The following is a 24,324-nucleotide window of genomic DNA, read 5'->3' as shown; positions in this document are numbered from 1 at the left end:
CTCGGCCTCCTACCTATGGCCTCGGTGTGCCTCTGGCACCGTACGGCACGGACGTCGAGCACTGATGGCACCGTCGGCACCGTACCTCCGGTCAGCCTCAGCACACGAACCCCCCTCCAAGCACCGCCGGTCATGACGCTTTCACGCCCCTCGCCCGCCACGTCGGCGGTTGCCGCAACTTACGCGGCAATGACCGAGGGGTCAACCAAGACAAGAGTTCTGTCTCATCAAGCTACCTTCGACAGTGATCGTCGGTCCACGCCGCCGCGCTGTGAAGCTCCGGCACGCGCCGGCACGGTCCGCCGCCACGGTCTACGGCGACCGTATCGCACGGATCACGATCCTCTGTTCCTGAACCACCTTCCCCCGCGCACCGTCATTGCGCAGCGTCTGCAGAACGCCGCCCGGAATGTTCAGCGCGGTGGCGAGCGTGTGCGGATCGCCGATCACGAGGAAGACGTAGGGCCGGGTCAGGAGCCGCCCGTCCGCGACGGCTCCGCCGGACGCCGCGTCGGCGAAGTAGGTGCTGACGCCGACGCGCACGTCACCGACCTGGATCACCTCGGCGCCCGCGTCGCGCAGCTCCTCCAGCGCGTCGAGGAGGTCCTCCGCCCGCAGCCGGCCGCGCGGGTCGTCGATCGTCAGCCGGATGCCGGGACCGGCCGCCGGGAGGGTTCCGGCGAGCATCCCGTACGTCGCCGCGCGCCTGCGGGCGTCCTCGACCGCGGTCTGGCCCTGGGTGTCGCGTTCGAGGCCGGCCTTGGTGCTCTCCAGGTCCCGGATGTCACCGCGCAGCCGCTCCGACCGCTGCGAGAGGTCGCCCAGGATGCCGACCAGTTCGTCCTGCCGGGCGGTCGCGAACTTCGTGCTCCGGTCGTTGGACCGGACCTCGGCGGTGACGGCGAACCCGAGCACCGCGCACAGCAGCCCGATGAGGAGCCGCCCGCCCGGACGACGCCGCCCGCTCCCCCGGCGCGCCTCGCGGCCGCCCTTCCCCTCCGGCGTGCTCATGCCTGGAAGAGCTTGCGGCGGATGGCGGCGACGTTGGAGAAGATCCGGATGCCGAGGACGACGACCACCCCCGTGGACAGCTGTGACCCCACGCCGAGCTGGTCGCCGAAGAAGACGATCAGCACGGCGATGATGGTGTTACTGAGGAACGAGACGACGAACACCTTCTCGTCGAAGACGCCGTCGAGGCGGGCGCGCAGGCCGCCGAACATGGCGTCCAGCGCCGCGACGATCGCGATGGGAAGGTACGGCTGCAGCCACAGCGGCACGTCGGGGTGGAAGAACAGGCCGAGGGCGATCCCCGCGACCAGGCCGACCAGAGCGATCACTTCGACGCCACCTCCCCCGCGTAGCGGAGCGTGGGGGCCGGTGCGGCGGGGAGTCGCACGCTGTCCTCCTGGTGGATGTCGAAGCGGATGCCGAACGCGGCTTTGAGGGTACGGAACGATCGGGCGGCCGGGGAACCGGCGAACGCCCCGTCCAGGCCGCCCGGGTCGCCGAGGGCGGTGACGGTGTACGGCCGGGACAGCGGCCGGTAGTCGACGAGGATGGCGTCGCCGGCGAAGCGGATCGCGGTCGTGGCGGCGATCCGCTGCCCGTTCACGGCGACGGCGGTCGCGCCGGCCGCCCAGAGCGCGTTGACGAGCCGTTGCATGTCCTGGTCCGTGATCCTGCCGCTCCGCAGGTCCCCGCGGGTACGCGAGTCGTCCAGGACGACGGTCAGGCCGGCGCCGTGGACGGGACCGGCCCCCGCGGCCGCGGCCAGCCGGTCCAGGTCACGGCGCGCGGCGCGGCCGGCGTCGCTGCGGGCCAGGGCGGCCCGGCGGAGGCCGTCGGTCTGAGCGCGGAGCCGGTCGGCCTGCCGTTGCAGCCCGTCGTCCTCCTCCGTCCGCTGCGTGATCTGGCCGAGGAGGGCGCGGCGCTGACGCTGGGCGACCGGCTCACCGCGGCGTACCTGCACGACGGCGACGGCTCCGAGCAGGCCGATGATGAGGGTGCCGGCGAGCAGGCGCGCCCATCGGGCGGAGCGGCGGGGCCGGGCACCGGTCGCGGCGCGGCGGGCCGCGGCCTCCTCGTAGCCGGGATCGAGGTCCTTGCCGGCCAGCAGGTCGGCGAGCAGGGACATCGAGGCGTCCGGCCGGTTCCAGCGCGCTCCCCGTTCGGTCATCCGGTCATTCTCCCAAGAGCGCGGCAGCGGCCGGACCCGGGCATCGCGCCTGATCGACGGCGTTTCACAGCGAACTCTTAGGAAACGTGCACAGCCCTCGCAGAAACGGGCGGTGAACTGGTCCTCATGCGCAGGGCAGCGGGAGCGACGGGGGAACAGGCGGCCGCGGTGCCGCTCATGCGGTTGCCGATCAGCGGGTGGGCGGTGCGGATCGGCCGCGCCGCCGCCGATCGCGCCGCGCTCGAAATGTACGAGGGCCTGCGGCTGGCCGACGTCTGCGTGGCGACCCCGGTCTCGCTGTCGGTCCTGCGCGGCGCCTGGCGCAATCCGCGCGGGGCCGCCGGATGGGCGCTGGCGTGGGGGCAACTGCCCGCGGGAGTGTCCGTGGTGACCGCGGAGTTCACGGGGTCGGGCCGCACTCCGGTCGTCAGCCGCGTGCCCGCGGTGATCATCGAGCGGACGTACTGGGTGGCGGAGGTCGCCGGGGTGTTCTCGGGCATCACCGTGCACGCCGGGCCGGCGCTGGTCTCCGGCCGGCTGCGCCGCTCGCGCGGCCGCTGACCGAGGCCCGCCGCTCCGGCCCCGGACGCGCTCCGGCGCGCGGCCACGGGCCCGGTGTCAGGGCGTACGGCGGGCGGCCCGGCCCCCGGCCACCAGGGCGTACGGCGGGCGGCCTCCCCCTCGGCATCAGGGCGTACGGCGGGCGAGCCGGTCCTCGAGGTCAGGGCGTACGGCGGGCGGCGAGGTCCTCGACGGCGCGGGCGACCTGCCGCGGCGCGGAGATCAGCGTCAGATGACGGGCCCCGGGGATCAGCGTCGGGTCCGGGGCGCCGATCCGGCGGGCGGTCTGCGCCGCGGAGTCCTTGGCGAACACGTGGTCCTCGGCGCCGTACACCACGGCCTTGGGCACACCGGCCGATCGGAGGCCGGTCAGCCGGTCGGGAGGCAGGCCGGGTACGCCGTACCGCAGCATGCCCCAGATTCCGGACTCCGCGCCGGCCACCTGGAAGGGCCGTCGCCATTCCTCGATCCCGGCGGCGTCCAGGCGGGGACAGCCCGGGCCGCACTGCGCGGAGTAGATGGTGCGGATGACCCAGTCGGAGCGCACGGCCAGCCGCAGGAGCGTCGTCCGGTACGGCGGGATGACCAGGTGGCGGACGGCGGGCGGCGGTCCGGCCCCGGTGCTGAGGGCGTCGCCGTCGAGGAACATGAGGCCGCCGACGCGGTCCGGGGAGCGCAGCGCGGCGTCCGCGACGGTCGCCGCGCCCGAGGAGTGCCCGACCAGCACGGGCCGGCGCAGGCCGAGCGCGTCGATGAAGGCGAGCAGCTGCCGGGTCTGGTGGTCCAGGTCGTACGGCGCGCGCCGCGAGGTGTACCCGGCCCCGTTGAGGTCCAGGGCGTAGACCCGGTGGTCGCGGGCGAGGACCTGGGCGACCCGCTGCCAGGTGTCGGCCGACTCGGCCGCGCCGTGGACGAGGACGATCGGTGAGCCGCCGCCGCCCCACGCGCGGTACCGGGTCAGCAGGTCGCCGGTCCGTACGTAGGTGAGCCCGGCGGGCACGCGGGCGCGGCCGGCCGTGGCCGCGTTGTAGAGGAAGGAGAAGAGCGTCGCCGCGGCGGCGAGGGCGAGCACCGTCAGGCCGAGTCGTCGCGCCCATCGCCGCCACCACGGCCGCCGTGGCCGTCCGGCGGAGAGGTCTCCGGCTTCTTCCAGCCCGTCCGGGGCCGCGCCGTCCTGCTGGTCGATCATGAACCGGCGGCCTCCACGACGCCGGCCCACGTCTCCAGGAGCGCCTGCGCGGAGTCCCGGTCGGTGCCCTCGGCCCACAGGTGGGTGACCGCCTCGGCCGGGTCCGGGAGGATGAGCACCCAGCTGGCGTCGTCCTCGATCACGCGAACGCCGTCGGTCGTGTCGATCGGGTGGTCGCCCGCCGCCTCGACGACGTGCCGCATGACGCTGCCCTTCGCCGCCCACGGGGTGGGCACCGAGCGTTTCAGCAGGTGCGCCTCGGGGATCCGCTGGTCGATCTGGGAGAGCGTCAGGCGGGTGCGCGCGACCAGGCCGAGCAGCCGGAGGAACGCCGCGACCCCGTCCACCGTGGGACTGAACTCGGGGATCACGAACCCGCCCCTGCCGTCCCCGGCGAAGATGATGTCGTCGGCCGTCGTCGCCTTGGTCAGGACGTCCTGGGAGGTGGAGGTCCACTCGACCTGCACGCCGTGGAACCGGCAGACCTGCTCGGCCACCCGCGTGGTGGTGACCGGCAGCGCGACCCGGCCGCCGCGCCGCTCGGCGGCGACGAGGTCCAGGACGACGAGCAGGCCGCGGTCGTCGCTGATCAGCTCGCCGTTCTCGTTGACGAGGCTGATGCGCTCGGCGACGGTGTCGAAGCGCACGCCGAACGCCGCCCGCGAGGAGGACACCAGGTCGCTCAGCCGCTGCAGGTCGCGCATGCGCTCGGCCAGCGTCTCGGTCGGCGACACCTCGTCGAGGCGGTTGTTGACGGTGAGGACCTCGACCCCGATGCGGCCGAGCAGCTGCGGCAGGACCAGCGAGCCGGTGCCGCCGGCGCAGTCGATGACGATCTTCAGCTCGGCCTCGCGGACCCCGCGCAGGTCGATGCGGCGCTCCAGGTCGCGAGCGTAACTCTCGAACACGCGGGCCGGGTAGGTCAGCTCGGCGATCTCGCCGGGGAACGCCCGGCGGTACTCCTGCCGGCTGAACACCCGCTCCAGCTTCCGCTGTGCCGCCTGGGACAGGTCGGCGCCGTTCTCGTCGAGGAACAGAATGTCGACGCCCTGCGGGTCGCCCGGGGTCGTACGGATGACGATGCCGCCCGAGCAGTCCTCCCGAGCGGTCTCGTAGCGCGCGACCGGGACCGGGCAGGCCTCCAGGTCGCGGACGTTGATGGCGCTGGCGGTGAGCGCGCTCTGCACCGCGCGCTTGAGCGTGCGGGCCGCCCGGGAGGCGTCGCGGGAGGCGGTCACGCCCGCGCCCTTCTTCAGCGTGGTGGCGTACGCGCTGGCCAGCCGCACCGCGAGCTCGGGGGTGATCTCGACGTTGACCAGGCCGGACACCCCGCGCGGTCCGAACAGGGTGCGCTGGCCGCGGGACTCCCAGATGACGCTGGTGTTGACGACCGCCCCGGCCTCGATCGTCTTGAACGGGTAGACCTTGACGCCGCTGGAGATGTACGCCTCGGCCTCGATCACGCACTCGTCGCCGATGATCGCGCCCTCTTCGACGCGCGCGGCGGACATGATGTCGGTGTTCTTGCCCACGACGCAGCCGCGCAGGTTGGTCAGCGGGCCGACGAAGACGTTGTCGTGGACGATGGCGCGGTGCAGGAACGCGCCCTCCTTGACGACGACGTTGCTGCCGAGCACGGTGAACTCCCGCAGCTCCGCGCCGGACTCGACCTTGGCGTAGTCGCCGATGTAGAGCGGGCCCTTGAGGATCGCCTCGGGATCGACCTCCGCGCCCTCGCCGACCCAGACGCCCGGCGACATCTCGAAGCCGTCCAGGTCCGCCTGGATCTTGCCGGACAGCATGTCGGCCTGCGCCTTGAGGTAGCTCTCGTGGGTGCCGACGTCCTCCCAGTACCCCTCGGCGACGTAGCCATACAGCGGGGCGCCCTCGGCGAGCAGCTTGGGGAAGACGTCGCCGGACCAGTCGACCGACTCGCCCGCCGCGACGTGGTCCAGCACCTCCGGCTCCATCACGTAGATGCCGGTGTTGACGGTGTCGGAGAACACCTGGCCCCAGGTGGGCTTCTCCAGGAACCGCTGGATGCGGCCGTCGTCGTCCACGATGATGATGCCGAACTCCAGGGGGTTCGGCACCCGCTTGAGGCCGATGGTGACGAGCGCGCCGTTCTCGCGGTGGAAGCGCACCATGTCGGTCAGGTCGATGTCGGTGAGGGCGTCGCCGGAGATGACCAGGAACCGGTCGTCGCGCAGCGCGTCCTGGGCGTTCTTGACGCTGCCGGCGGTGCCGAGGGGCATCTCCTCGGTCGCGTAGCTGAGCGCCATGCCGATCTCTTCACCGTCGCCGAAGTAGTTACGGACCAGCGCCGCGAGGAACTGGACGGTGACGACCGTCTCGGTGAACCCGTGCCGCTTGAGCAGGCGCAGCACGTGCTCCATGATCGGTTTGTTGACCACCGGTAGGAGCGGCTTCGGCTGGTTGGCGGTCATCGGACGCAGGCGGGTGCCCTCCCCGCCCGCCATCACCACGGCCTTCACTGGAGCCACTCCTTCGCGGATGCGCCGATCATGGTAGGGGTTCCGCTCCCTTCAGCTCGCCGGAGCCGCGGTCGGCCAGCACGAGCCGGCGGACCTGGACGGTGTAGAGGACGGCGGCCCACCAGTACAGACCCGTTCCCCAGATCGCGAACGCCCAGCCGACCACTTTCGCAACGGTCGCATAGGTCCCCGAGTGCACCCCCAGGAACAGCAACGGGAAGGCATAGAGCAGGCAGAGCGTCGCCGTCTTGCCGACGAAGTGCACCGGAAGGGCGGCGTAGTCGTGCCGCCGCAGCACGGAGAGGGGCACGGCCATGTACACCTCGCGGGCGACCAGGATCAGTGCCATCCAGAGGGGGACGACGCCCCGGACGACGAGCCCGATGAGGGTCGCGAAGATGTACAGCCGGTCGGCCGCGGGGTCGAGGAGCGTGCCGAGCTCACTTGTCTGGTCCAGCATCCGCGCGAGCTTGCCGTCGAGCCAGTCGGACAGCCCCGCGAACACCAGGATGCCCAGCGCCCACCAGTCCTCCTTGACGAGGACCAGCCACAGAAAGACGGGAACGCCGATCAGACGGGCGAAACTCAATACGTTAGGCCACGTCCACAGACGGTCGTTCAACGCCCACCTCCCGCTCCCCCACGCTGGTCATGACCTTACCTGTCGGTACCGCCGTGTGCCGTGGCCGGGCCGCGCACGCGACGCACGGCCGCCTCCGACGTGCCGCGCGGGCCGGGCACGTGATCGGCGGATTCACCCGCGACCAGGCGCGCCGGGGCCCGCGGACCCGCTCGTCCGGGTCCGGCCATCGGCCCGGTGAGGGCTGGCCCGGAGCCGGACGGCATGTTATTCCGCTTATTCCACGCCGCGTCCGCTTCGCCCGGCTGCTCCTCCGGTCAGGCCCGGCCGGTCGTCTCGCCCTCCGGGCGTTCCGGCTCGGCCCTGCGCCGGCCCGCGCCGGCGGCCGCGGGCGGCGTCGCCCGCGCGACCTCCACACAGCAGCCGCTGGGATTGCTGTACCTGCTCTTGCGCCAGCCTCGATCCGGCGACGGAACACCCGGGCCTGTCCGCAGCACTGTGACCCCCTCCACGACGCCGCCCGCGCGGATCGGCCTTCGGCGGCCCGTGGATCGGCGGAGTGATCCGCTCGAGTCTGAGGGGTGCGCGACCGGCGCCCGATGTAGGCGCATCATAACCCGGCATGTGCACGATGCACATGCCGTGAGGTCACCGGGATCGGCGGACGGAGCGGATGCCCTACCAGCGGTGGTGCACCTGCGGGCGGATCCGGCGATCGTAGAGATCGCGCACGGCGTCGAGGGTCGTCTCCGGAAGCGGCGCCAGGTCGGCCGCGGCGGCGTTGGCGCGGACCTGTTCGGGATTGCGCGCGCCCGGAATGACCGTGGTGACGCCGGGCTGCTGCGTGATCCACCGGAGCGCCGTCTGCGCGGCGGTGGCTCCCGGCGCCGCCAGTGCCGAGAACTCCGCCGCCGCCTCGACGCCGGTGTCGTAGTCCACGCCCGAGAACGTCTCGCCGACGTCGAACGCCTCGCCGTGCCGGTTGAACGTCCGGTGGTCCGCGGGACCGAACTCCGTGTCGTGGCGGTAGCGGCCCGACAGCAGGCCCGAGGCCAGCGGCACGCGCGCGATGATCCCGACGCCCGCCTCGGCGGCGGCCGGCAGCACCCGTTCGAGGGGCTTCTGCCGGAAGGCGTTCAGGATGATCTGGACGCTGGCCGTGCCCGGCCGGGCGATCGCGGTGAGCGCCTCGTCGCACGTCTCGACGCTGACGCCGTACGCGGCGATCCTGCCCTCGTCGACGAGGGTGTCCAGGGCGTCGAACACCGCGTCGCTGGAGTAGACCGGCGTCGGCGGGCAGTGCAGCTGGACGAGGTCGAGGGTGTCGACCCCGAGGTTGGCGCGTGACCGGTCGGTCCACGCGCGGAAGTTCTCCAGGGTGTACTCGGCGGGGTCGAGCGGGGCCCGGCGCCCCATCTTCGTCGCGACGAACAGACCGGGATGGTCGCGCAGGAAGCGGCCGATGATCTGCTCGCTCCGCCCGTCGCCGTAGACGTCGGCCGTGTCGAGGAACGTGACCCCGGACTCGACCGCGGCCTCGAGGACGGCGACGGCGTCCTTCTCCTCCACCTGCCCCCAGTCGGCCCCCAGCTGCCAGGTGCCGAGCCCGATGACCGACGCGTGCCGGCCGATCCTGTCGATGCGACGTTCCTCCATGACAGGCCATTATCGGGTCCGCTCCGCCACGCCCCGCGACCGGGTCCGGGCAACCGATGGGGCGCTGGACGCCGGGTCTCGTCACCCGCGGCGTCCAGCGCCCTTGTCACCGGCCCCGGATGCGCGAGAGGCCGGGCTGCGGAGAGGCTGGATCTACTGGGGCGGATCGACGTGCCTCTCCATCTCAGGCTCCGGGAACGGCGGGCTGGGCGGTGCGATTCATTTGGGAAGATCCACTAAGGATCGGCACACCCGCCTGTCACCGGAACACTTCGACGGTAACTCCGCAGGTCAGCCCAGGGGAAGACGCCCCACCTTCACAGAAAATGACAACAGATGTCCGATTCGATGGAGCGGGGAATCACGGACGCCGCCGCCACGGGCCCGCGTCATACGCTCGCCAGCGCGATGGCCGTCCAGTGCTCGAACCGGGAGTACCCGTCGGCGGCCTCCTGGGTCTCCGGAACGGGCATGTCCAGGATCATGTCGGCCGCGTCCAGGAGGTCCCAGTAGGGGTGCCGGCCGCCCGGTCCGGCGATCCGCTCGTAGACGGTGAGGAACCGCTCGGCGACCTCGACGCCGTACTCGACGGCGAGGCTGATCCCCATCCGGGCCAGGTCGACGCCGTACGGTCCCCCGCATCCGGTGGTCCAGTCGACGATCCCGGTCGGCCGGTCCCCGGTCCACAGGATCTGTCCCAGGTGGAAGTCGCGGTGGATGAACCCGGTGGGCGTCTCCGGAGCGGGGCCGGAGATCACCTCGAACACCCGCTGCCACAGCTCGGGACTGCCCGACCAGACGGGCGGGCGCCGCTCCCCGTGGACGGCGGGGTCGTGGTACGGCGCGTACGAGCGCAGGTCCGCCTCCGGTTGCACCTCGTGGATGCGCGCGAGGGCCTGGGCGATGCCGGTCAGATAGGCGTCCATGTCCCAGGGCCGGGCCGCGGGCCGGCCGGGCACTCGTGTCACGAGCAGCGCGGGGACGTCACAGAGCCGGCCGTACGGGTCGGCGGCGAGCAGGCGCGGCGCCGGCACCTCGGTGTCGTCGAGGAGTTCGAGGACGGCCGCCTCGACGGCGGGGACGTACCAGGGATCGGCCCGCAGGCGCGCGAGGTCGTGGAAGCGGCGGACCACCAGACGGCGTACCGGATCGGTCCCGGCGTCGATCGCGTGCAGGGTCGTCGCGCCGACCCCCATCGAGCGGATCGAGGTGATCCGGCCGCCCACGACGTCACGGACCCACCCCAGGACCGTCTCCGGCGGATGCGGAGATGCCATCTAGCGGGCGGAGCCGATCTGAGCCACGGTGACCACCTTAATTCCCCGTCGATTACCCCGGTGTCGCCTGCCCGACACCGTCCGTTCGCCGGGCGCGGCTAGCGTCGCTGCGCCACTTCCGACGACATGAGGCTCAATGGCTAATTCCGATCGCATCTCCGAGGTCTACAAAGGCGAGATCTGGGCCGAAAGCACGCAGCGGGTCGCACGTGATCGTATCCACTGGCTCGTCGGCCAGGCCACCGGAGACGTGCTCGACATCGGGTGCTCGCAGGGCATCGCCTCGATCCTGTGCGCGCGGCGCGGGCTGACCGTACTCGGTGTGGACGTCCAGGCCGACCGTATCGAGTACGCGAACAGAGAGCGCGACGCCGAGCCGGAGGAGGTGCGGGCGCGCCTGGAGTTCCGGCTCGCGGACGCGAGCGCCCTGGACCTGCCCGACGCCTCGTTCGACACCGTCATCATGGGCGAGATCGTCGAGCACATCCCGGACGCCTCCCCGTTCCTCAAGGAGGCCGCGCGGGTGCTGCGCCCGGACGGGGTGCTCGCGCTGACGACGCCGTTCGGCCTGAGCCGGCACCACGACCACTACGCCACCTTCTACGTGGACTCCCTGGTCCGGCTGCTCGCCCCGTACGTGTCGATCGAGAGCCTGGACATCGTCGACCGGTACCTCCGCGTCCGGGCGCATCCCGGGCCGATGGCCGACCCGGACCGGCTGATCCTCGAGTCCCAGCCGATGCTGGAACGCGCGTTCGTCGCGATCCAGGAGACGATGCAGGACGAGAAGGAGCGGATGCGGCGCTACGACATCGCGATCGCCCGCTACGAGCAGGTCAACGCCCGGATGAAGAACCTCGAGGCGCGCCTGGCCCACCAGTCGTACCGCACCGAGTACGTCACCTGGCAGCTCAAGTCCGCCAAGAACCGCAAGTGGTGGCGGCTGGGCGAGGCGCTGTGGAGCGCCAAGCGGCCCGCCGACGCGCTGAAGCTGCCCAAGACCGTCGCGAGCGCGCTGAAGACGCCGCCGCGCCTGGCCGAGCCGAAGCCCGACACGACGACGGGCTCGCCGGACCAGACCGGCCACTACTCGGCGATCGCGATCCCGGACGTCGTCGTCCCGGACGGCCCGGTCGCGCGGGACCTGAAGGTCGCGGTGATCCTCGACGTGTTCTCCGCGACCGCGTTCCGGTACGAGTGGCAGCAGATCAGGTTCGGGCCGGATGACTGGCGCGAGGTCCTGGAGCGCGAGCGGCCCGCGCTGCTGTTCGTCGAGTCGGCCTGGCACGGCAACGACGGCCGCTGGGCGACGATGATGAGCGCGGCGGGCGCGCCGAAGCAGCCCGTGCGCGACCTCGTCGCCTGGTGCCGCGCCCAGGGCATCCCGACGGTGTTCTGGAACAAGGAGGACCCGCCGAACTTCGACCGGTTCATCGAGACGGCGAAGCTCTTCGACCACGTCTTCACCGTCGACGCCGACTGCATCCCGCGCTACGTCGAGGCGCTGGGCCACGACCGGGTCGCGCTGCTGCCGTTCGGCGCGCAGCCGCGCATCCACAACCCGGTGGCCGTGCCGGGCGGTCGGAAGTACGAGGTGGCGTTCGCCGGGACGTACCACTCCAAGAAGTACCCCGAGCGCGCGGCGCAGATGGACACGATCCTCGCGCCGGCCCGCGAGTTCGACCTGCACATCTACAGCCGCATCTCCGACGACCCGGACTTCCGGTTCCCGCCGGAGTACGCCGACCACATCGTCGGGTCGCTGCCGTACGAGAAGATGCTCGCCGCGTACAAGGCGTACAAGATCTTCCTCAACGTCAACTCGGTGACGAAGTCGCCGACGATGTGCGCACGCCGTGTGTTCGAGCTGTCGGCCTGCGGCACGCCGGTCGTCTCCGGGCACTCGCGGGCCCTGGAGGAGGTCTTCGGCGACCTCGTACGCCTCTCGACCACGCCGCAGCAGACCACCGAGGCGCTGGTCGAGCTGATGAAGAGCGAGGACCTGCGGGACCGGATCGGCCACCTGGCCATGCGCGAGGTGTTCGGCAGGCACCTGTACGGGCACCGGGCGGAGACGATCCTGTCGGCGGCGGGCGTGTCCGCGCCCCGCCGGGAGCGCTCGATCTCGGTGATCCTGCCGACGAACCGGCCCGAGCAGATCGACCACGCCATCGAGCAGGTCGCCCGGCAGGTCCACCGGCCGCTGCAGCTCGTCCTCGTCACGCACGGCTTCACCTCCGACCGCGCCGCCGCCAAGGCGCGGGCCGCCGGACTGGAGAACGTCGTCGTGCTGTCCGCCGACGCCGGCCTGACGCTCGGCGCCGTGCTGAACCTCGGCATCGACGCGGCCGACGGCGCGTACCTCGCCAAGATGGACGACGACAACCTGTACGGGCCGCACTACCTGAGCGACCTGGCCTACGCCTTCGACTACACGACGGCCGGCCTCGTCGGGAAGGGCGCGCACTACTGCGAGATGCGCACGCACGGGGTCACCCTGCTGCGCTTCCCGCACCTGGAGCACACCGAGGCCGAGCTCATCCAGGGCGGCACGATCCTCGCCGACGGCGACGTCCTGCGGCGGCTGCGGTTCTCCGACCTGCCCCGTGCCGTGGACAGCGACCTGCTGCGCCGCGCTCAGGCGGAGGGCGTCGGGATCCACTCCGCGGACCGCTTCAACTTCGTCTCCGTACGCGGCGACCGTGAGGCGCACACGTGGAAGGTCAGCGACGAGGAGCTGATGCGGCACGGCCGGGTCGCGTTCCACGGACCCGCCGAGGAGCACGTCGTCTTCTGATGCTCGACACCGCCTCCGAGCCGTCCGTCGCGGCGGCGGCCCCGCGCCGCCGCCGCGGCGAGCTGCTCCTGCCCGCCGCGCTGCTGGCGGCGTACACCGTGCTGCTGCTCCTCGACCTGTCGGTACCGCAGCCGGTGGACCACAGCCGGTACATGGACGCCGCGCGGTCGTTCCCGTCCCGGCCACCGGACCCGATCTTCGAGCACCAGTACCTGCGGATCGGGCTGACCGCGCCGACCGCGCTGGCGATGAAGGTGTTCGGCTACTCCGAGGCGACGTACCACGCGTTCCCGGTCGCGGCGGCGCTGCTGCTGTTCGCCTCGGTGTACGCGATCGGGCGCCTGCTGTTCGGCCGGTTCGTCGGCGCCGTGTCGGCGGTGGTCCTCGGCTGCGTCGGAATCGTGGTCGTCGCCGGCACCGAGCTGCTGCCCGACCTGCCCGCCACCGCCCTGTTCACCGCGGCGGCCGCGCTGGCCGTCGCGCTCCGCCGGGGGCTGCTCCGCCACCGCCGGGTCTGGCTCGCCGTGATCGGCGTGCTGCTCGGGTGGAGCTACCTGGTCCGCGAGTTCATCGTCTTCGTCTGGCCGCTGATCCCCGTGCTGTTGTGGCGGCGGATCGGCCGGTGGGACGCGCTGTGGGCGCTGACACCGGTGGCGCTGGCCGGCATCGGCGAGACGGTGTTCAACGCCTGGCTCTACAACGACCCGCTGGCCCGCCTGCACGCCGGATCCGGCCTGGGCGACCTGCCCTCCCGCCCGGAGGTCGCCCGGACCTTCCACGACCTGCCGTTGTGGGTGTACCTGTGGCGGCTGCCGCAGCAGCTCGCACGTCTTCCCGAGGGCCCGGGGCTGCTGCTCCTCCTCGCCCTGACGCTCGGCGCGGGCGCGGTCTGCGCCGCCGGTCTCCTGCGGGCGTGGCGCGGCGGCGCTCCGGCGGGTCCGCCGATACGGCGCGCCGGGGTGTTCGCGCTGTGGATCGCGCTGCTGTGGGTGCCGCTCACGCTGCTCGGCGGCGTCCTGAACCCGGCCCACCCGAAGCTGCGCCTGCAGCTCCTGCGCTACTGGTACCCGGTGTTCCCGGCCTTCGCACTGGGCGGCGTCGCGGCCCTGTGGCTGCTCGGCCGCGCGGTACGGCCACGGGCGCGGGCGGCCGCTCCGGCACTCGTCTGCTGCGTCGCGCTCCTCACGACGGGACTCGCCGCGCTCGGCCGTCCCGGCGCGCCCGGCTGGGCGGGCTCGCCGCGCGTGTCGTCGGACGCGCTGCCGGAGTTCCGATCCTGGCTGGCCCGCTCGGGCGCCCGTACGGTCTGGGCGGACCCCAAGCTGTACCGCGTCCTGCCGATCTACTTCGTGACCCGGACCGGCCACCGCGTGTGGCGCGGCCACCTGCGGCCGCTGGCGAACGCGGGACAGCCGGCGGCGGGCGACTACGTCGTGGCCTACAGCGCCGGCAGCGACGCCTGCCCGCGCTGCGGCGACGCCGCGAAGGCCGCCCTGCCCGCTCTGCCCGCCGTTCCGCCGGCCTGGCACGCGGTCTTCACCAGCCACGACCACCTGCTGCACGTCTGGCGGACCGGCTGAGAGCCACCCCGCACGCCACCGGAAGCGGTCCGGCGGCCGGCCGGTCCCCCGGGCGTACACGGCGCGGCCGACTTGAGTACTTCTACTCTCCCCGCCCGGGCGGCGGCGCCGGGAGGCTGGTCGCATGAGCGGCACAGGCGTCACACCCGGCACGACGGCGCGGACGGTCACCGGGGTGGTGCTGCTCCTGCTCACCCTCGGGTGGATCGGCGGCACGATCGCACTCCTCCTCGCCGCGTACGATCCGTACTTCTGCTTCGCCAACTGCCGGATCAGCGAGCGGCAGAGCCTTCACTCGGATCGTCTCCTGATCGCCTCGGCCGGCTGCGCGATCGTGCTGCCGCTCGCGGCGGCCGTCCTCTGCGCGGCGACGCGGCGATGGGTCGCGGCCGTCGTCCTCCTCGTCGCCGGGGTGGTGCCGGGGATCGTCTTCGGTCTCACGGTCGGCGTGGGCGCCGCGCGCGACGTCCACCGCATCCAGCTCCGCCAGCCCGCGTCCCTGCCGTCGGGCCGCTGCCCGTGCCACAGTGGTGGCGGATGCGACTGCCCGGGCGGCTGAGGGCGCGCACGCGACCCGGGCGGCGTGGCCCCCGAGGCGTGCTCGTTAGGCTGGGGAGCGGCAGGAGACGATCATCCGAGCACAGTGGGGACGCAGGCAGCGATGGGATATGTCGCCGATCCGGCTCTGGTGGAGCGCGCCCGCGCGCTGCTGGCCGAGCACCCGGTGGTGGACGGGCACAACGACCTTCCGTGGGCGCTGCGCGAGCAGGTCGGCTACGACCTGGACCGCCGTGACGTCGCGGCCGACCAGACGGAGTTCCTCCACACCGACCTGCCGCGGCTGCGCGCCGGCGGGGTCGGGGCGCAGTTCTGGTCCGTGTACGTGCCGCCGAGCCTGGCGGGCGACGCGGCGGTCAGCGCCACGCTGGAGCAGATCGACTGCGTACGGGCGCTGGCCGAGCGCTACCCCGACCAGCTGCGGCTCGCCCGTACCGCCGACGAGGTGGAGGCCGCCCGTGCCGATGGGCGCATCGCCTCGCTGCTCGGGGCGGAGGGCGGGCACTCGATCGCGTGCTCGCTGGCTACGCTGCGCGCGCTGTACGAACTCGGCGTCCGGTACATGACGCTGACGCACAACGACAACGTGCCGTGGGCCGACTCGGCCACCGACGAGCCGGTCGCGCACGGTCTCACCGCCTTCGGCGAGGAGGTCGTGCGGGAGATGAACCGCCTCGGCATGCTGGTCGACCTGTCCCACGTGGCCGCCGACACGATGCGGGACGCGCTGCGGGTGAGCCGCGCGCCGGTGATCTTCTCGCACTCCTCCTCGCGGGCGATGTGCGACCACCCGCGCAACATCCCCGACGACGTCCTGGAGCGGCTCCCCGGCAACGGCGGGGTCGCGATGGCCACGTTCGTGCCGAAGTTCGTGCTGCCCGAGGCCATCGCGTGGACGCAGGCGGCCGACGCGTTCGTACGCGCCCGGGGCCTCGACCCGCTGGCCTCGACGCCGGAGGTCAAGGAGGCGCAGCAGGCGTACGAGGCCGCCCACCCGCGGCCGGTCGCGACGGCCGCCACGGTGGCCGACCACCTGGACCACATGCGCGAGGTGGCGGGGGTCGACCACCTCGGCCTCGGCGGGGACTACGACGGCTGCCCGTTCCTGCCCGCCGGGCTGGAGGACGTGTCCGGCTACCCGAACCTGATCGCCGAGCTGCTCGGCCGTGGCTGGAGCGAGGCCGATCTCGCCAAGCTGACCTGGCAGAACGCCCTGCGCGTGCTGCGCGACGCCGAGGCGGTGGCCCGTGACCTGCGCGCCACCGAGCGGCCGTCGATCACGCGGATCGAGGACACCGCGGGCTGAGGCTCCCGGTTGCTCAGCCGTCGGACGGCGCGATGCCGTCGAGGATCTCGGCGGCGCGGGCGCGGGCCGGCTCGGCGTAGCGGCGGGCGAGGGAGTGGAAGACCTGCTCGGCGCGGACGGCGGGCCAGTCGGCGGGCAGGTGCTCGGCCGGCAGGTGGGGGTCGCGGCGTACGAGGTCGAGCCAGTCGGTGTGCAGCAGCAACTGCCGGGCGAGGACGTCGCTCTCGGCGGCGGGTTCCGGCCCGTCCCAGCGGGACAGGAACTCCTGGTACCGGCGGGCGATGCCCGGCACGTCGAAGGCCGCCTCGATCAGCCGGGCGGCGTCGGTGGGCTCGACGGCGACGCCCTGGAACGCCTTGAGGTGCGCGCCGAGGCCGAGCCCGTCGACCAGCGCGGCGACGTCGATCCGGCCGGGCGCCGCCCACATGCCGCTCTGCAGCGGCCCGAACCCGCCCCACAACAGGCGGGAGCGCAGGTCGTGCCGCTCACGCCGCCAGGAGTCGGGCAGCGAGAAGCCGACGACGGTCCAGGTGCCGTCCCATCCGCGGTTGACCGCACCGGTCTGCCAGACGCGGCGGTGCCCGTCCCGCAGCACCTCGACGGCGCGGGTCGTGAGGCCGAAGTACATCTTGCGCCCGCGCCGGTGACGCTCAAGGAGGTCGCGGCGGACCATCCGGGTGAGGGTCGAGCGGACGGCGTCCTCCCCCACCCCCACGCGTGCCAGGACGTGGATGATGCTGGCGGACGACAGCGCGACCGGCCGGTCCAGGACGTGGATGCCGAAGAAGCTCAGCATCAGCGACTGGGGGCGGGGGGCGCTCTCCGCCGCGTCGCCGCCGTCGAGGGCGGCGGTGGGGGACGCGTCGGGCTCGACCTGATCGATTCGGGTCACCAGGACAGCGTAGGCGCTCGGCACCCTGGTAGTGGGCCGTTCCGAGCAATCATTGGGCAAGTTATTGACGACAGTCGAATATCTGCCTAGTTTTGGCTCTGCCAGACACCCTGGATCCGCGCGGAAAGGAACCCCATGGATCTCACCGGCAAGGTCGCCGTCGTCACCGGCGCCGGCCGCGGCCTCGGCCTCGCCTACGCCTCCGCCCTCGCCGCCGCCGGCGCGGCCGTCGTGGTCAACGACGTCGACGGCGAGGCCGCCGAGGCGGCGGTCAAGGAGATCACCGAGGCCGGCGGCCGCGCGGTCGCCGAGGTACGCCCGGTCGGCACCACGGAGACCGCCGAGGCGCTGGTCGCCCGCGCGGTGGAGGAGTTCGGCCGCCTGGACGCGATGGTCACCAACGCCGGCGTGCTGCGCGACCGGGTGCTGTGGAAGATGTCGGACGAGGACTTCGACACCGTGATCCAGGTACACCTGCGTGGGACTTTCACCTGCGTCCGCGCGGCGGCGATCCGCATGCGGGAGCAGGGCGAGGGCGGCCGCATCATCGTAGCGGGCTCCCCCGCCGGGCAGCGCGGCAACTTCGGGCAGACCAACTACGCCGCCGCCAAGGCCGGCATCGCCGCGATGGTGCGCACCTGGGCGATGGAGCTGGCCAGGGCCGGGATCACCGCGAACGCCGTCATCCCGAACGCCGCCACCGCGATGACCCGGACCATCCCGGCGTTCGCCCCCCACGTCGAGGCGTACGAGAACGACGGCACGCCCCTGCCGGACGCGCTGCGCAAGGGGTACGCCTTCGGTACGCCGGAGGACTGCGCCGGGCTGGTCGTCTACCTCGCCTCGGACGCGGCCAAGGACGTCACCGGCCAGTGCGTCGGCATCGGCGGCGACAAGCTCTCGCTGTGGTCCCACCCGCAGGAGATCAGCGCCGCGTACACCGACGGCGGGTGGAGCGGCGACGCCATCGCCGCCGCCTGGCCGGTGTCGGTCGGGCAGCACCCGGAGACGTACGGCATCCCGGCGCCGAAGCTGTGACCGGGAAGGAAGAGACCATGATCGACCTGGACGCCGTCACCGCGATCGACATGCACACCCACGCGGAGGTGTCCGAGCGCGGCGACCACTCGCTGTCCGCCGAGCTGGACGCCGCCGCCGGGGCGTACTTCAAGACCGAGCACCGGCACCCGACGCTGTCCCAGATCGCCGCGTACTACCGCGAGCGGCGGATGGCCGCCGTGGTGTTCACCGTCGACGCGGAGTCGGCCACCGGCCACCCGCCGGTCCCGAACGAGGAGGTCGCCGAGGCGGCCCGCGCCAACCCGGACGTCCTCATCCCCTTCGCCAGCGTGGACCCGGCCCGCGGCAAGGCCGGCGCGCGGCAGGTACGGCGGCTGGTCGAGGAGCACGGCGTGCGGGGGTTCAAGTTCCACCCCAACGTGCAGGCGTTCCACCCGAACGACCGGCGGGCGTACGTCCTGTACGAGGTGATGGAGGAACTCGGCGTGCCCGCGGTCTTCCACACCGGCCAGACCGGCATCGGCGCCGGCGCGCCCGGCGGCGGTGGGATCCGGCTGAAGTACTCCAACCCGATGGACGTGGACGACGTCGCCGCCGACTTCCCCGGCCTGACCATCATCCTCGCGCACCCGTCCTTCCCCTGGCAGGACGAGGCGCTGGCGGTCGCCACCCACAAGCCGAAGGTGTACATCGACCTGTCCGGCTGGTCGCCGAAGTACTTCCCGCCGCAGCTCGTGCAGTACGCCAACTCGCTGCTGAAGGACAAGGTCCTCTTCGGCTCGGACTACCCGATGATCAGCCCGGACCGCTGGCTCGCGGACTTCGCCAAGCTGCCGATCAAGGACGAGGTCCGGCCGAAGATCCTCAAGGAGAACGCCGCCCGGCTGCTCGGCCTCACCCGGGACTGACCGGGCCGGTCGTTCCCCGTTCCACCGCGCACCCGCCGGGCGAGAGGAGCCCTCCCATGCGCAACCAAGGCATCGGCTCGTGGACCGCGCGCCGGGCCCGCAAGACCCCGAAGCGCACGGCCCTGGTCTTCGGCGACCACCGCCTGAGCTACGCGGCGCTGCACGACCGCGCCACGCGCCTGGCCCACGTCCTGCGCGACCGCGGCGTACGGCCCGGGGACCGGGTCGCCTACCTGGGCCCCAACCATCCGGCCTACCTGGAGACGCTGTTCGCCACGGGCGTCCTCGGGGCGGTGTTCGTCCCGCTGAACAGCCGGCTGACCGGCCCGGAACTCGTCTACCAGCTCCGCGACTCCGGCAGCGCGGTCCTGGTGCACGCCGATCGTGACGCGGAGACGCTCCAGGCCGTCCACGACGGGGCCGCGCCCCGGGCGGCCCTCGCGGTCGGCGACCCCGTCCACCCGGCGGACCTGCCGTACGACGCGCTGATCGAGGCGGCCTCCGCCGAGCCGATCGACGAGGAGGTCGGGCCCGGCGACCCATGCCTGATCATGTACACCTCGGGCACGACCGGCCGGCCCAAGGGCGCCGTGCTCACCCACGGCAACATCACCTGGAACAGCGTCAACGTCCTCGTCGACGTCGACCTGTCCGGCGACGAGGTCATGCTGGTCAGCGCGCCGCTCTTCCACACCGCCGCGCTGAACATGACCTGCCTGCCGACCCTGCTCAAGGGCGGCACGGTGGTCCTGGAGCAGGCGTTCGACCCGGCACGGACCCTGGAGCTGATCGCGCGGTACCACGTCACGTGCCTGTTCGGGGTGCCCGCGATGTACGACCGGATCGCCGCCGATCCCGGCTTCACCGGAGCGGACCTGTCCAGCGTGCGGTCGCTGCTGTGCGGGGGCGCGCCGGTGCCGGCCCGGACCATCCGGACCTACCTCGACCGGGGGCTCGCCTTCGTCCAGGGGTACGGCATGACCGAGGCGTCCCCCGGCGTGCTGCTGCTGGACCGGGCCGACTCCCTCGACAAGGCGGGCTCCGCCGGCGTCCCGCACTTCTTCACCGACGTACGCCTCGTCGACCCGCTCGGCGACGACGTCCCGCCCGGCCGGCGCGGCGAAGTGCTGGTCCAGGGACCCAACGTCACGGCGGGGTACTGGGGTCTGCCCCAGGCCACCGCCGAGTCGATCAGCGACGGGTGGTTCCACACCGGCGACGTCGCCGTGGCCGACGAGGACGGGTACGTCACGATCGTCGACCGGCTCAAGGACGTGATCATCTCCGGCGGGGAGAACATCTACCCCGCCGAGGTCGAGGACGCCCTGCTCGAGCACCCCGCCGTGCGGGACTGCGCGGTCATCGGCGTGCCGGACCCCCACTGGGGCGAGGTCGGCCGGGCCGTCGTCGTACCGGAGCCGGGCGCCGCCCCCGCCGAGGCGGACCTGCTCGCCCACCTGGAGGGCCGGCTCGCCCGCTACAAGATCCCCAAGTCGGTCGTGTTCGCCGGCAGCCTGCCGCGCACGCCCAGCGGCAAGCTGCTCAAGCCCGCCATCCGCTCCGCGCACGGGAGCACCGGCGAGCGGGACGGCGGCCGATGACGACACCATCCCCACGGACAGCGAAGGAGACCACGTGAGCACCACCGTCAACGGCCTGGAGGAGATCAAGGCCCAGGCCGGCGCCGACCTGGGTTACAGCCGGTGGATGGAGATCACCCAGGAGCGGGTGAACACCTTCGCCGACGCGACCGACGACCACCAGTGGATCCACGTCGACGAGGAGCGCGCCAAGGACGGCCCGTTCGGCGGCACGATCGCCCACGGCTACCTCACGCTGTCCCTGCTCATCCCCCTGTGGAGCGAACTGCTCGAGGTCACCGGCGTACGGATGGCCGTGAACCTCGGTCTTAACCGGGTGCGCTTCCCCTCCCCCGTCCGCGTCGGCTCGAAGATCCGGGCCCACGGCGCGGTCGCCTCGGTCACCGAGGTGAAGGGCGACGGCGTCGAGGTGGTCGTCGACCTCACGGTCGAGATCGACGGCGTCGACCGTCCCGCCTGCGTCGCCCAGGCGGTCTACCGCTTCTACGCCTGACTCGGATCCCGGCGTGGAACCGGACCCCGGCCGGCCGGCCACCACGGATCCCGGCCGGCCGGATGACCCGAGCGCCCGCCGGCCGGGTGGCCCGAGCGCGGACCGGCCGGGCACGTCGGTCGCCGACCGGCTGCTCGCCGTCCTCGGCGCGTTCACGGCCGACCGGCCGGCGCTGTCGCTCAGCGACATCGCCCGCCGGGCCGGCCTGCCGCTGCCCACCGCGCACCGGCTCGTGGCCCGGCTCGTCGCCTGGGGCGCCCTGGAGCGCGACGCCGACGGCTGCTACCACGTCGGGTTGCGGCTGCTGGAGGTCGCCTCGCTGGCGCCGCGCGGCCTCGCCCTGCGCGGGACCGCCCTGCCGTACCTCGAGGACCTGTACGAGGCGACCCACGAGAACGTGCACCTCGCGGTCCGCGACGGCCTGGAGGCCGTCTACGTCGAGCGGATCTCGGCGCGCTCGGCGGTCCCCGTGCTCAGCCGCGTCGGGGCGCGCTGGCCGCTGCACGCCACGGCGGTGGGCCTCGTGCTGCTGGCGTACGGCGATCCCGCCCTGCAGGCCGAGGTGTGCTCCCGGCCGCTGCGGGCCTTCACCCCGTACACCGTCACCGATCCGGCCGTGCTGCGCCGGATGCTGGCCGAGGTCCGGCGCCGGGGCTGCGCGGTGAGCGACCGGCAGATCACCGACGACGCCATCTCCCTGGCGGCGCCCGTACGCGGCGCGAACGGCGGCGTGGTCGCCGCCGTGTCCGTCGTCGTCGGCGTGCGCGACGCCCGCGTTCCGGCGCTGACGGCCACCGTCCAGGTGGCCGCCGGCGGGATCTCCCGCGCGCTCGGCTGGCGGCCGGGCCGGAACCGGTCTCTCCCGAGTACGGCTTCCAATGAGTGAAAGGGACGTGGCGGCGACGTCTTCCGGAACGCGAGCCTGACGCCATCCGCGCCTACGGAAGAGAGGGCCCGATGACGTCTTTCGCGAGGAATCAGTGGTACGTCGCCGCGTACGGCCGGGAGGTCGGCCGTGACCTGCTGGCCAGGACGGTGCTCGGCGAGCCGCTCGTGCTCTACCGCACCGAGGCCGGCGAGGTCGTGGCGCTCGCCGACCGGTGCGTGCACCGGCGGTTCCCGCTGTCGGAGAGCCGCCTGGACGGCGACCGGATCGTCTGCGGCTACCACGGCTTCACCTACGCCCCGGACGGCGGCTGCGTGTACGTCCCGGGCCAGCAGCGGATCCCGCGCACCGCCAGGGTCGCCTCCTACCCCGTCGTCGAGCAGGATTCGTTCGTGTGGGTGTGGATCGGCGACCAGGGGCTCGCCGACGCCGCGGCGATCCCCCGGGCGCCCTGGCTCGCCGATCCGGAGTGGACGACGGTCAGCGGCATGGAGCCCCTGGACGCCCGCTACGGCCTGCTGGTCGACAACCTCCTCGACCTGTCGCACGAGACGTACCTGCACGGCGGCTACATCGGCACGCCGGAGGTGGCCGAGACGCCGATCACCACCGAGGCCGACGAGGAGGCCGGGATCGTCCGGGTCAGCCGTCACATGCACGGCGCCGAGTGCCCGCCGTTCTACGCGAAGTCCACCGGCATCGAGGGACGGATCGACCGGTGGCAGGACATCGAGTACCACGCGCCGTGCCTGTACCTCCTGCACAGCCGGATCGCGCCCGAGGGCGTGGCCCCCGGCCCGGACGGCGATGACGGCGGCGCCTTCCACGTCGAGATCGTCTACGCCATCACCCCGTCGACGGAGAACACGACGTACGACTTCTGGGCCGTCGCGCGGGACTTCGCCCGCGACGACGAGGACGTCAGCTCCTTCCTGCACGATTCGAACCGCGCGGTCATCATGCAGGACGTCGAGGCGCTGAACGTCCTGGAGAAGGTCATCGCCACCGAGCCCGACGGCTACCAGGAGCTGAGCATCAACATCGACACCGGCGGCCTGGCGGCCCGCCGCATCCTGGCGCGCCTCGCCGCCGGCGAGCAGGTCCGGGCCGGGGCCGACGCCCGATGACCGCCTCGGAGAGGCCGGTCTACCGGGTGCGCTGGCTGCCGGGCGCCGACACGCTCCTGGGCACCTGCCACTGCGGAGCCGAGCGGACGGCCGAGGACCCGGTGTCGCTGTGGGAGTGGCTGCTCGCCCACCCGGCCGGCCATCGGGCGCCGGAGGAGAGGACCGCGCCGCTCGCCACGGCCACCGTCTGAACGCACGTGACCGCACGTACCGGGGCGCCGCCCGTCATCGCGGCGTCCCCCCTTCACCGAAGAGAGGCGACACCGATCGTGAACGACGAGACCGAAGTCGTCGTCGCCGGGCGGGAGCGGGCCGCCGACGGCGTGGTCCGCCTGACGCTGCGCCGCCCGGGCGGCGGGCCGCTGCCCGCCTGGGAGCCCGGCGCGCACGTCGACCTGCTGCTCGACGGCGGCCTCGTCCGGCAGTACTCGCTGTGCGGATCACCGCGGGAGCGGACGGCCTGGCGGATCGCCGTCCTGCGCGAGCCGGACGGCCGGGGAGGCTCGGCGTACGTCCACGACCGGCTCACCGTGGGCACGCGGCTGCGGGTACGCGGGCCGCGCAACAACTTCCCCCTCCGGCCCGCGGAACGCTACCTGTTCATCGCGGGCGGCATCGGCATCACGCCGCTGCTGCCGATGATCGCCGCCGCCGAGCGGGCCGGCGCCCGCTGGCGGCTGCTGTACGGCGGCCGGACCCGCGCGTCAATGGCCTTCCTCGGCGAACTCGCCGGCTACGGCGACGCGGTGAGCGTACGGCCGCAGGACGAGACGGGGATCCTTGACCTGGACGCGTTCCTGGCCGAACCGGACGTCCGCACCCTCGTGTACTGCTGCGGTCCGGAGCCCCTGCTGGCGGCGGTCGAGGAGCGCTGCGGTTCCGGGTGGCCGGCGGGCGCCCTCCAGGTCGAGCGCTTCCATCCCCGGGAGGCCACCGGGACGACGGAGGACGCGGCGTTCGAGGTGGTGCTGGCAAGGTCCGGGCGGGCTCTGACCGTGCCGGCCGGCGGCAGCGTCCTGGAGGCGATCCGGTCCGCCGGGGTCGAGGTGCTCTACTCCTGCACGGAGGGCACATGCGGCACGTGTGAGACCGATGTCCTGGAGGGCGAGCCCGACCACCGCGACTCGGTCCTCACCGACGAGGAGCGGGCGGGCGGCGAGACGATGATGATCTGTGTGTCCCGGTCGCGCGGTCCACGCCTGGTCCTCGACCTGTGAGG

The 24,324-nt window shown here is 72.9% G+C and carries 23 protein-coding genes; 13 read left to right on the top strand and 10 right to left on the bottom strand.

Annotation, left to right across the window (positions count from 1 at the left end):
* Positions 1 to 312 precede the first annotated feature (312 nt).
* From NE235_RS00910 to NE235_RS00900, 3 genes are read right to left on the bottom strand one after another with little or no spacing between them, the layout of a single operon-like run.
* A complete protein-coding gene (locus NE235_RS00910) occupies positions 313 to 1,011 on the bottom strand; it encodes a DUF881 domain-containing protein (protein WP_252798704.1) in 699 nt (232 codons plus the stop codon).
* Positions 1,008 to 1,340: a small basic family protein gene (locus NE235_RS00905; protein WP_252798703.1), complete on the bottom strand. Its 333-nt coding sequence runs from the start codon at positions 1,338 to 1,340 to the stop codon at positions 1,008 to 1,010. Before NE235_RS00905 ends, NE235_RS00910 begins: the two co-directional genes overlap by 4 nt.
* Positions 1,337 to 2,179: a DUF881 domain-containing protein gene (locus NE235_RS00900; RefSeq protein ID WP_252798702.1), complete on the bottom strand. Its 843-nt coding sequence runs from the start codon at positions 2,177 to 2,179 to the stop codon at positions 1,337 to 1,339. Before NE235_RS00900 ends, NE235_RS00905 begins: the two co-directional genes overlap by 4 nt.
* 126 nt (positions 2,180 to 2,305) lie before the next feature.
* On the opposite strand from NE235_RS00900, the gene NE235_RS00895 reads away from it, so the two are divergent.
* Positions 2,306 to 2,740: a hypothetical protein gene (locus NE235_RS00895; RefSeq protein WP_252798701.1), complete on the top strand. Its 435-nt coding sequence runs from the start codon at positions 2,306 to 2,308 to the stop codon at positions 2,738 to 2,740.
* Between the two features lie 160 nt (positions 2,741 to 2,900).
* On the opposite strand, the gene NE235_RS00890 is transcribed toward NE235_RS00895, so the two are convergent.
* The 6 genes from NE235_RS00890 to NE235_RS00865 all read right to left on the bottom strand — a co-directional run bounded on the left by NE235_RS00890 (position 2,901) and on the right by NE235_RS00865 (position 9,937).
* Positions 2,901 to 3,929 carry an alpha/beta fold hydrolase gene (locus NE235_RS00890; protein ID WP_252798700.1) on the bottom strand — a complete coding sequence of 343 codons (1,029 nt, stop codon included), beginning with the start codon at positions 3,927 to 3,929 and terminating at the stop codon, positions 2,901 to 2,903.
* Positions 3,926 to 6,424 carry a sugar phosphate nucleotidyltransferase gene (locus NE235_RS00885; RefSeq protein WP_252798699.1) on the bottom strand — a complete coding sequence of 833 codons (2,499 nt, stop codon included), beginning with the start codon at positions 6,422 to 6,424 and terminating at the stop codon, positions 3,926 to 3,928. Before NE235_RS00885 ends, NE235_RS00890 begins: the two co-directional genes overlap by 4 nt.
* A gap of 28 nt (positions 6,425 to 6,452) precedes the next feature.
* Positions 6,453 to 7,046 carry a CDP-alcohol phosphatidyltransferase family protein gene (locus NE235_RS00880; RefSeq protein ID WP_308206000.1) on the bottom strand — a complete coding sequence of 198 codons (594 nt, stop codon included), beginning with the start codon at positions 7,044 to 7,046 and terminating at the stop codon, positions 6,453 to 6,455.
* A 275-nt stretch (positions 7,047 to 7,321) separates the two neighbouring features.
* Entirely contained in the window at positions 7,322 to 7,501 is a 180-nt protein-coding gene (locus tag NE235_RS00875) for a DUF397 domain-containing protein (protein WP_252798697.1), read from the bottom strand.
* Between the two features lie 181 nt (positions 7,502 to 7,682).
* Complete coding sequence (locus NE235_RS00870) at positions 7,683 to 8,660, bottom strand: aldo/keto reductase (protein WP_252798696.1); 978 nt, start codon at positions 8,658 to 8,660, stop codon at positions 7,683 to 7,685.
* Between the two features lie 389 nt (positions 8,661 to 9,049).
* Positions 9,050 to 9,937, bottom strand: coding sequence for an aminoglycoside phosphotransferase family protein (locus NE235_RS00865; protein WP_252798695.1), 888 nt, complete (start codon positions 9,935 to 9,937; stop codon positions 9,050 to 9,052).
* Between the two features lie 136 nt (positions 9,938 to 10,073).
* Between NE235_RS00865 and NE235_RS00860 the strand changes: the two genes are divergently transcribed.
* The 4 genes from NE235_RS00860 (at position 10,074) to NE235_RS00845 (ending at position 16,178) form a co-directional block, all read left to right on the top strand.
* Positions 10,074 to 12,734 (top strand): methyltransferase domain-containing protein, encoded by a 2,661-nt coding sequence (locus NE235_RS00860; RefSeq protein ID WP_252798694.1) that lies wholly within the window; start codon positions 10,074 to 10,076, stop codon positions 12,732 to 12,734.
* Positions 12,734 to 14,314 carry an ArnT family glycosyltransferase gene (locus tag NE235_RS00855; RefSeq protein WP_252798693.1) on the top strand — a complete coding sequence of 527 codons (1,581 nt, stop codon included), beginning with the start codon at positions 12,734 to 12,736 and terminating at the stop codon, positions 14,312 to 14,314. The genes NE235_RS00860 and NE235_RS00855 overlap by 1 nt, the downstream gene beginning before the upstream one ends.
* A gap of 124 nt (positions 14,315 to 14,438) precedes the next feature.
* Positions 14,439 to 14,873 (top strand): hypothetical protein, encoded by a 435-nt coding sequence (locus NE235_RS00850; protein ID WP_252798692.1) that lies wholly within the window; start codon positions 14,439 to 14,441, stop codon positions 14,871 to 14,873.
* Between the two features lie 84 nt (positions 14,874 to 14,957).
* Positions 14,958 to 16,178, top strand: a complete 1,221-nt coding sequence (locus NE235_RS00845; RefSeq protein ID WP_252798691.1) for a dipeptidase — start codon at positions 14,958 to 14,960, stop codon at positions 16,176 to 16,178.
* A gap of 13 nt (positions 16,179 to 16,191) precedes the next feature.
* Here the strand turns inward: NE235_RS00845 and NE235_RS00840 are convergent, their stop codons facing one another.
* Complete coding sequence (locus NE235_RS00840) at positions 16,192 to 17,070, bottom strand: PaaX family transcriptional regulator (RefSeq protein WP_252798690.1); 879 nt, start codon at positions 17,068 to 17,070, stop codon at positions 16,192 to 16,194.
* 135 nt (positions 17,071 to 17,205) lie between these two features.
* On the opposite strand from NE235_RS00840, the gene NE235_RS00835 reads away from it, so the two are divergent.
* The 8 genes from NE235_RS00835 (at position 17,206) to NE235_RS38020 (ending at position 24,322) form a co-directional block, all read left to right on the top strand.
* Entirely contained in the window at positions 17,206 to 18,108 is a 903-nt protein-coding gene (locus tag NE235_RS00835) for an SDR family oxidoreductase (RefSeq protein WP_289847993.1), read from the top strand.
* Positions 18,109 to 18,125: 17 nt separating this feature from the next.
* Positions 18,126 to 18,998 (top strand): amidohydrolase family protein, encoded by an 873-nt coding sequence (locus NE235_RS00830; RefSeq protein ID WP_252798689.1) that lies wholly within the window; start codon positions 18,126 to 18,128, stop codon positions 18,996 to 18,998.
* A 56-nt stretch (positions 18,999 to 19,054) separates the two neighbouring features.
* The gene (locus NE235_RS00825; protein WP_252798688.1) at positions 19,055 to 20,599 is read left to right on the top strand and encodes an acyl-CoA synthetase; all 1,545 of its coding nucleotides are present in this window, start codon (positions 19,055 to 19,057) and stop codon (positions 20,597 to 20,599) included.
* Positions 20,600 to 20,633: 34 nt separating this feature from the next.
* Complete coding sequence (locus NE235_RS00820; RefSeq protein ID WP_252798687.1) at positions 20,634 to 21,092, top strand: MaoC family dehydratase; 459 nt, start codon at positions 20,634 to 20,636, stop codon at positions 21,090 to 21,092.
* Between the two features lie 13 nt (positions 21,093 to 21,105).
* On the top strand, positions 21,106 to 21,978 hold the full coding sequence (locus NE235_RS00815) for an IclR family transcriptional regulator (RefSeq protein WP_252798686.1): 873 nt from the start codon (positions 21,106 to 21,108) through the stop codon (positions 21,976 to 21,978).
* 71 nt (positions 21,979 to 22,049) lie between these two features.
* Positions 22,050 to 23,105, top strand: a complete 1,056-nt coding sequence (locus tag NE235_RS00810; RefSeq protein WP_252798685.1) for an aromatic ring-hydroxylating dioxygenase subunit alpha — start codon at positions 22,050 to 22,052, stop codon at positions 23,103 to 23,105.
* Positions 23,102 to 23,296: a hypothetical protein gene (locus NE235_RS00805; protein ID WP_252798684.1), complete on the top strand. Its 195-nt coding sequence runs from the start codon at positions 23,102 to 23,104 to the stop codon at positions 23,294 to 23,296. The genes NE235_RS00810 and NE235_RS00805 overlap by 4 nt, the downstream gene beginning before the upstream one ends.
* Before the next feature lie 78 nt (positions 23,297 to 23,374).
* Positions 23,375 to 24,322, top strand: a complete 948-nt coding sequence (locus NE235_RS38020) for a PDR/VanB family oxidoreductase (RefSeq protein WP_252798683.1) — start codon at positions 23,375 to 23,377, stop codon at positions 24,320 to 24,322.
* The last annotated feature ends 2 nt before the right edge of the window (positions 24,323 to 24,324 follow it).

The organism is Actinoallomurus spadix (assembly GCF_024055725.1).
In the GTDB taxonomy this organism is placed as follows: domain Bacteria; phylum Actinomycetota; class Actinomycetes; order Streptosporangiales; family Streptosporangiaceae; genus Actinoallomurus; species Actinoallomurus spadix.
This window is presented reverse-complemented; position numbering and strand designations above follow the sequence as displayed.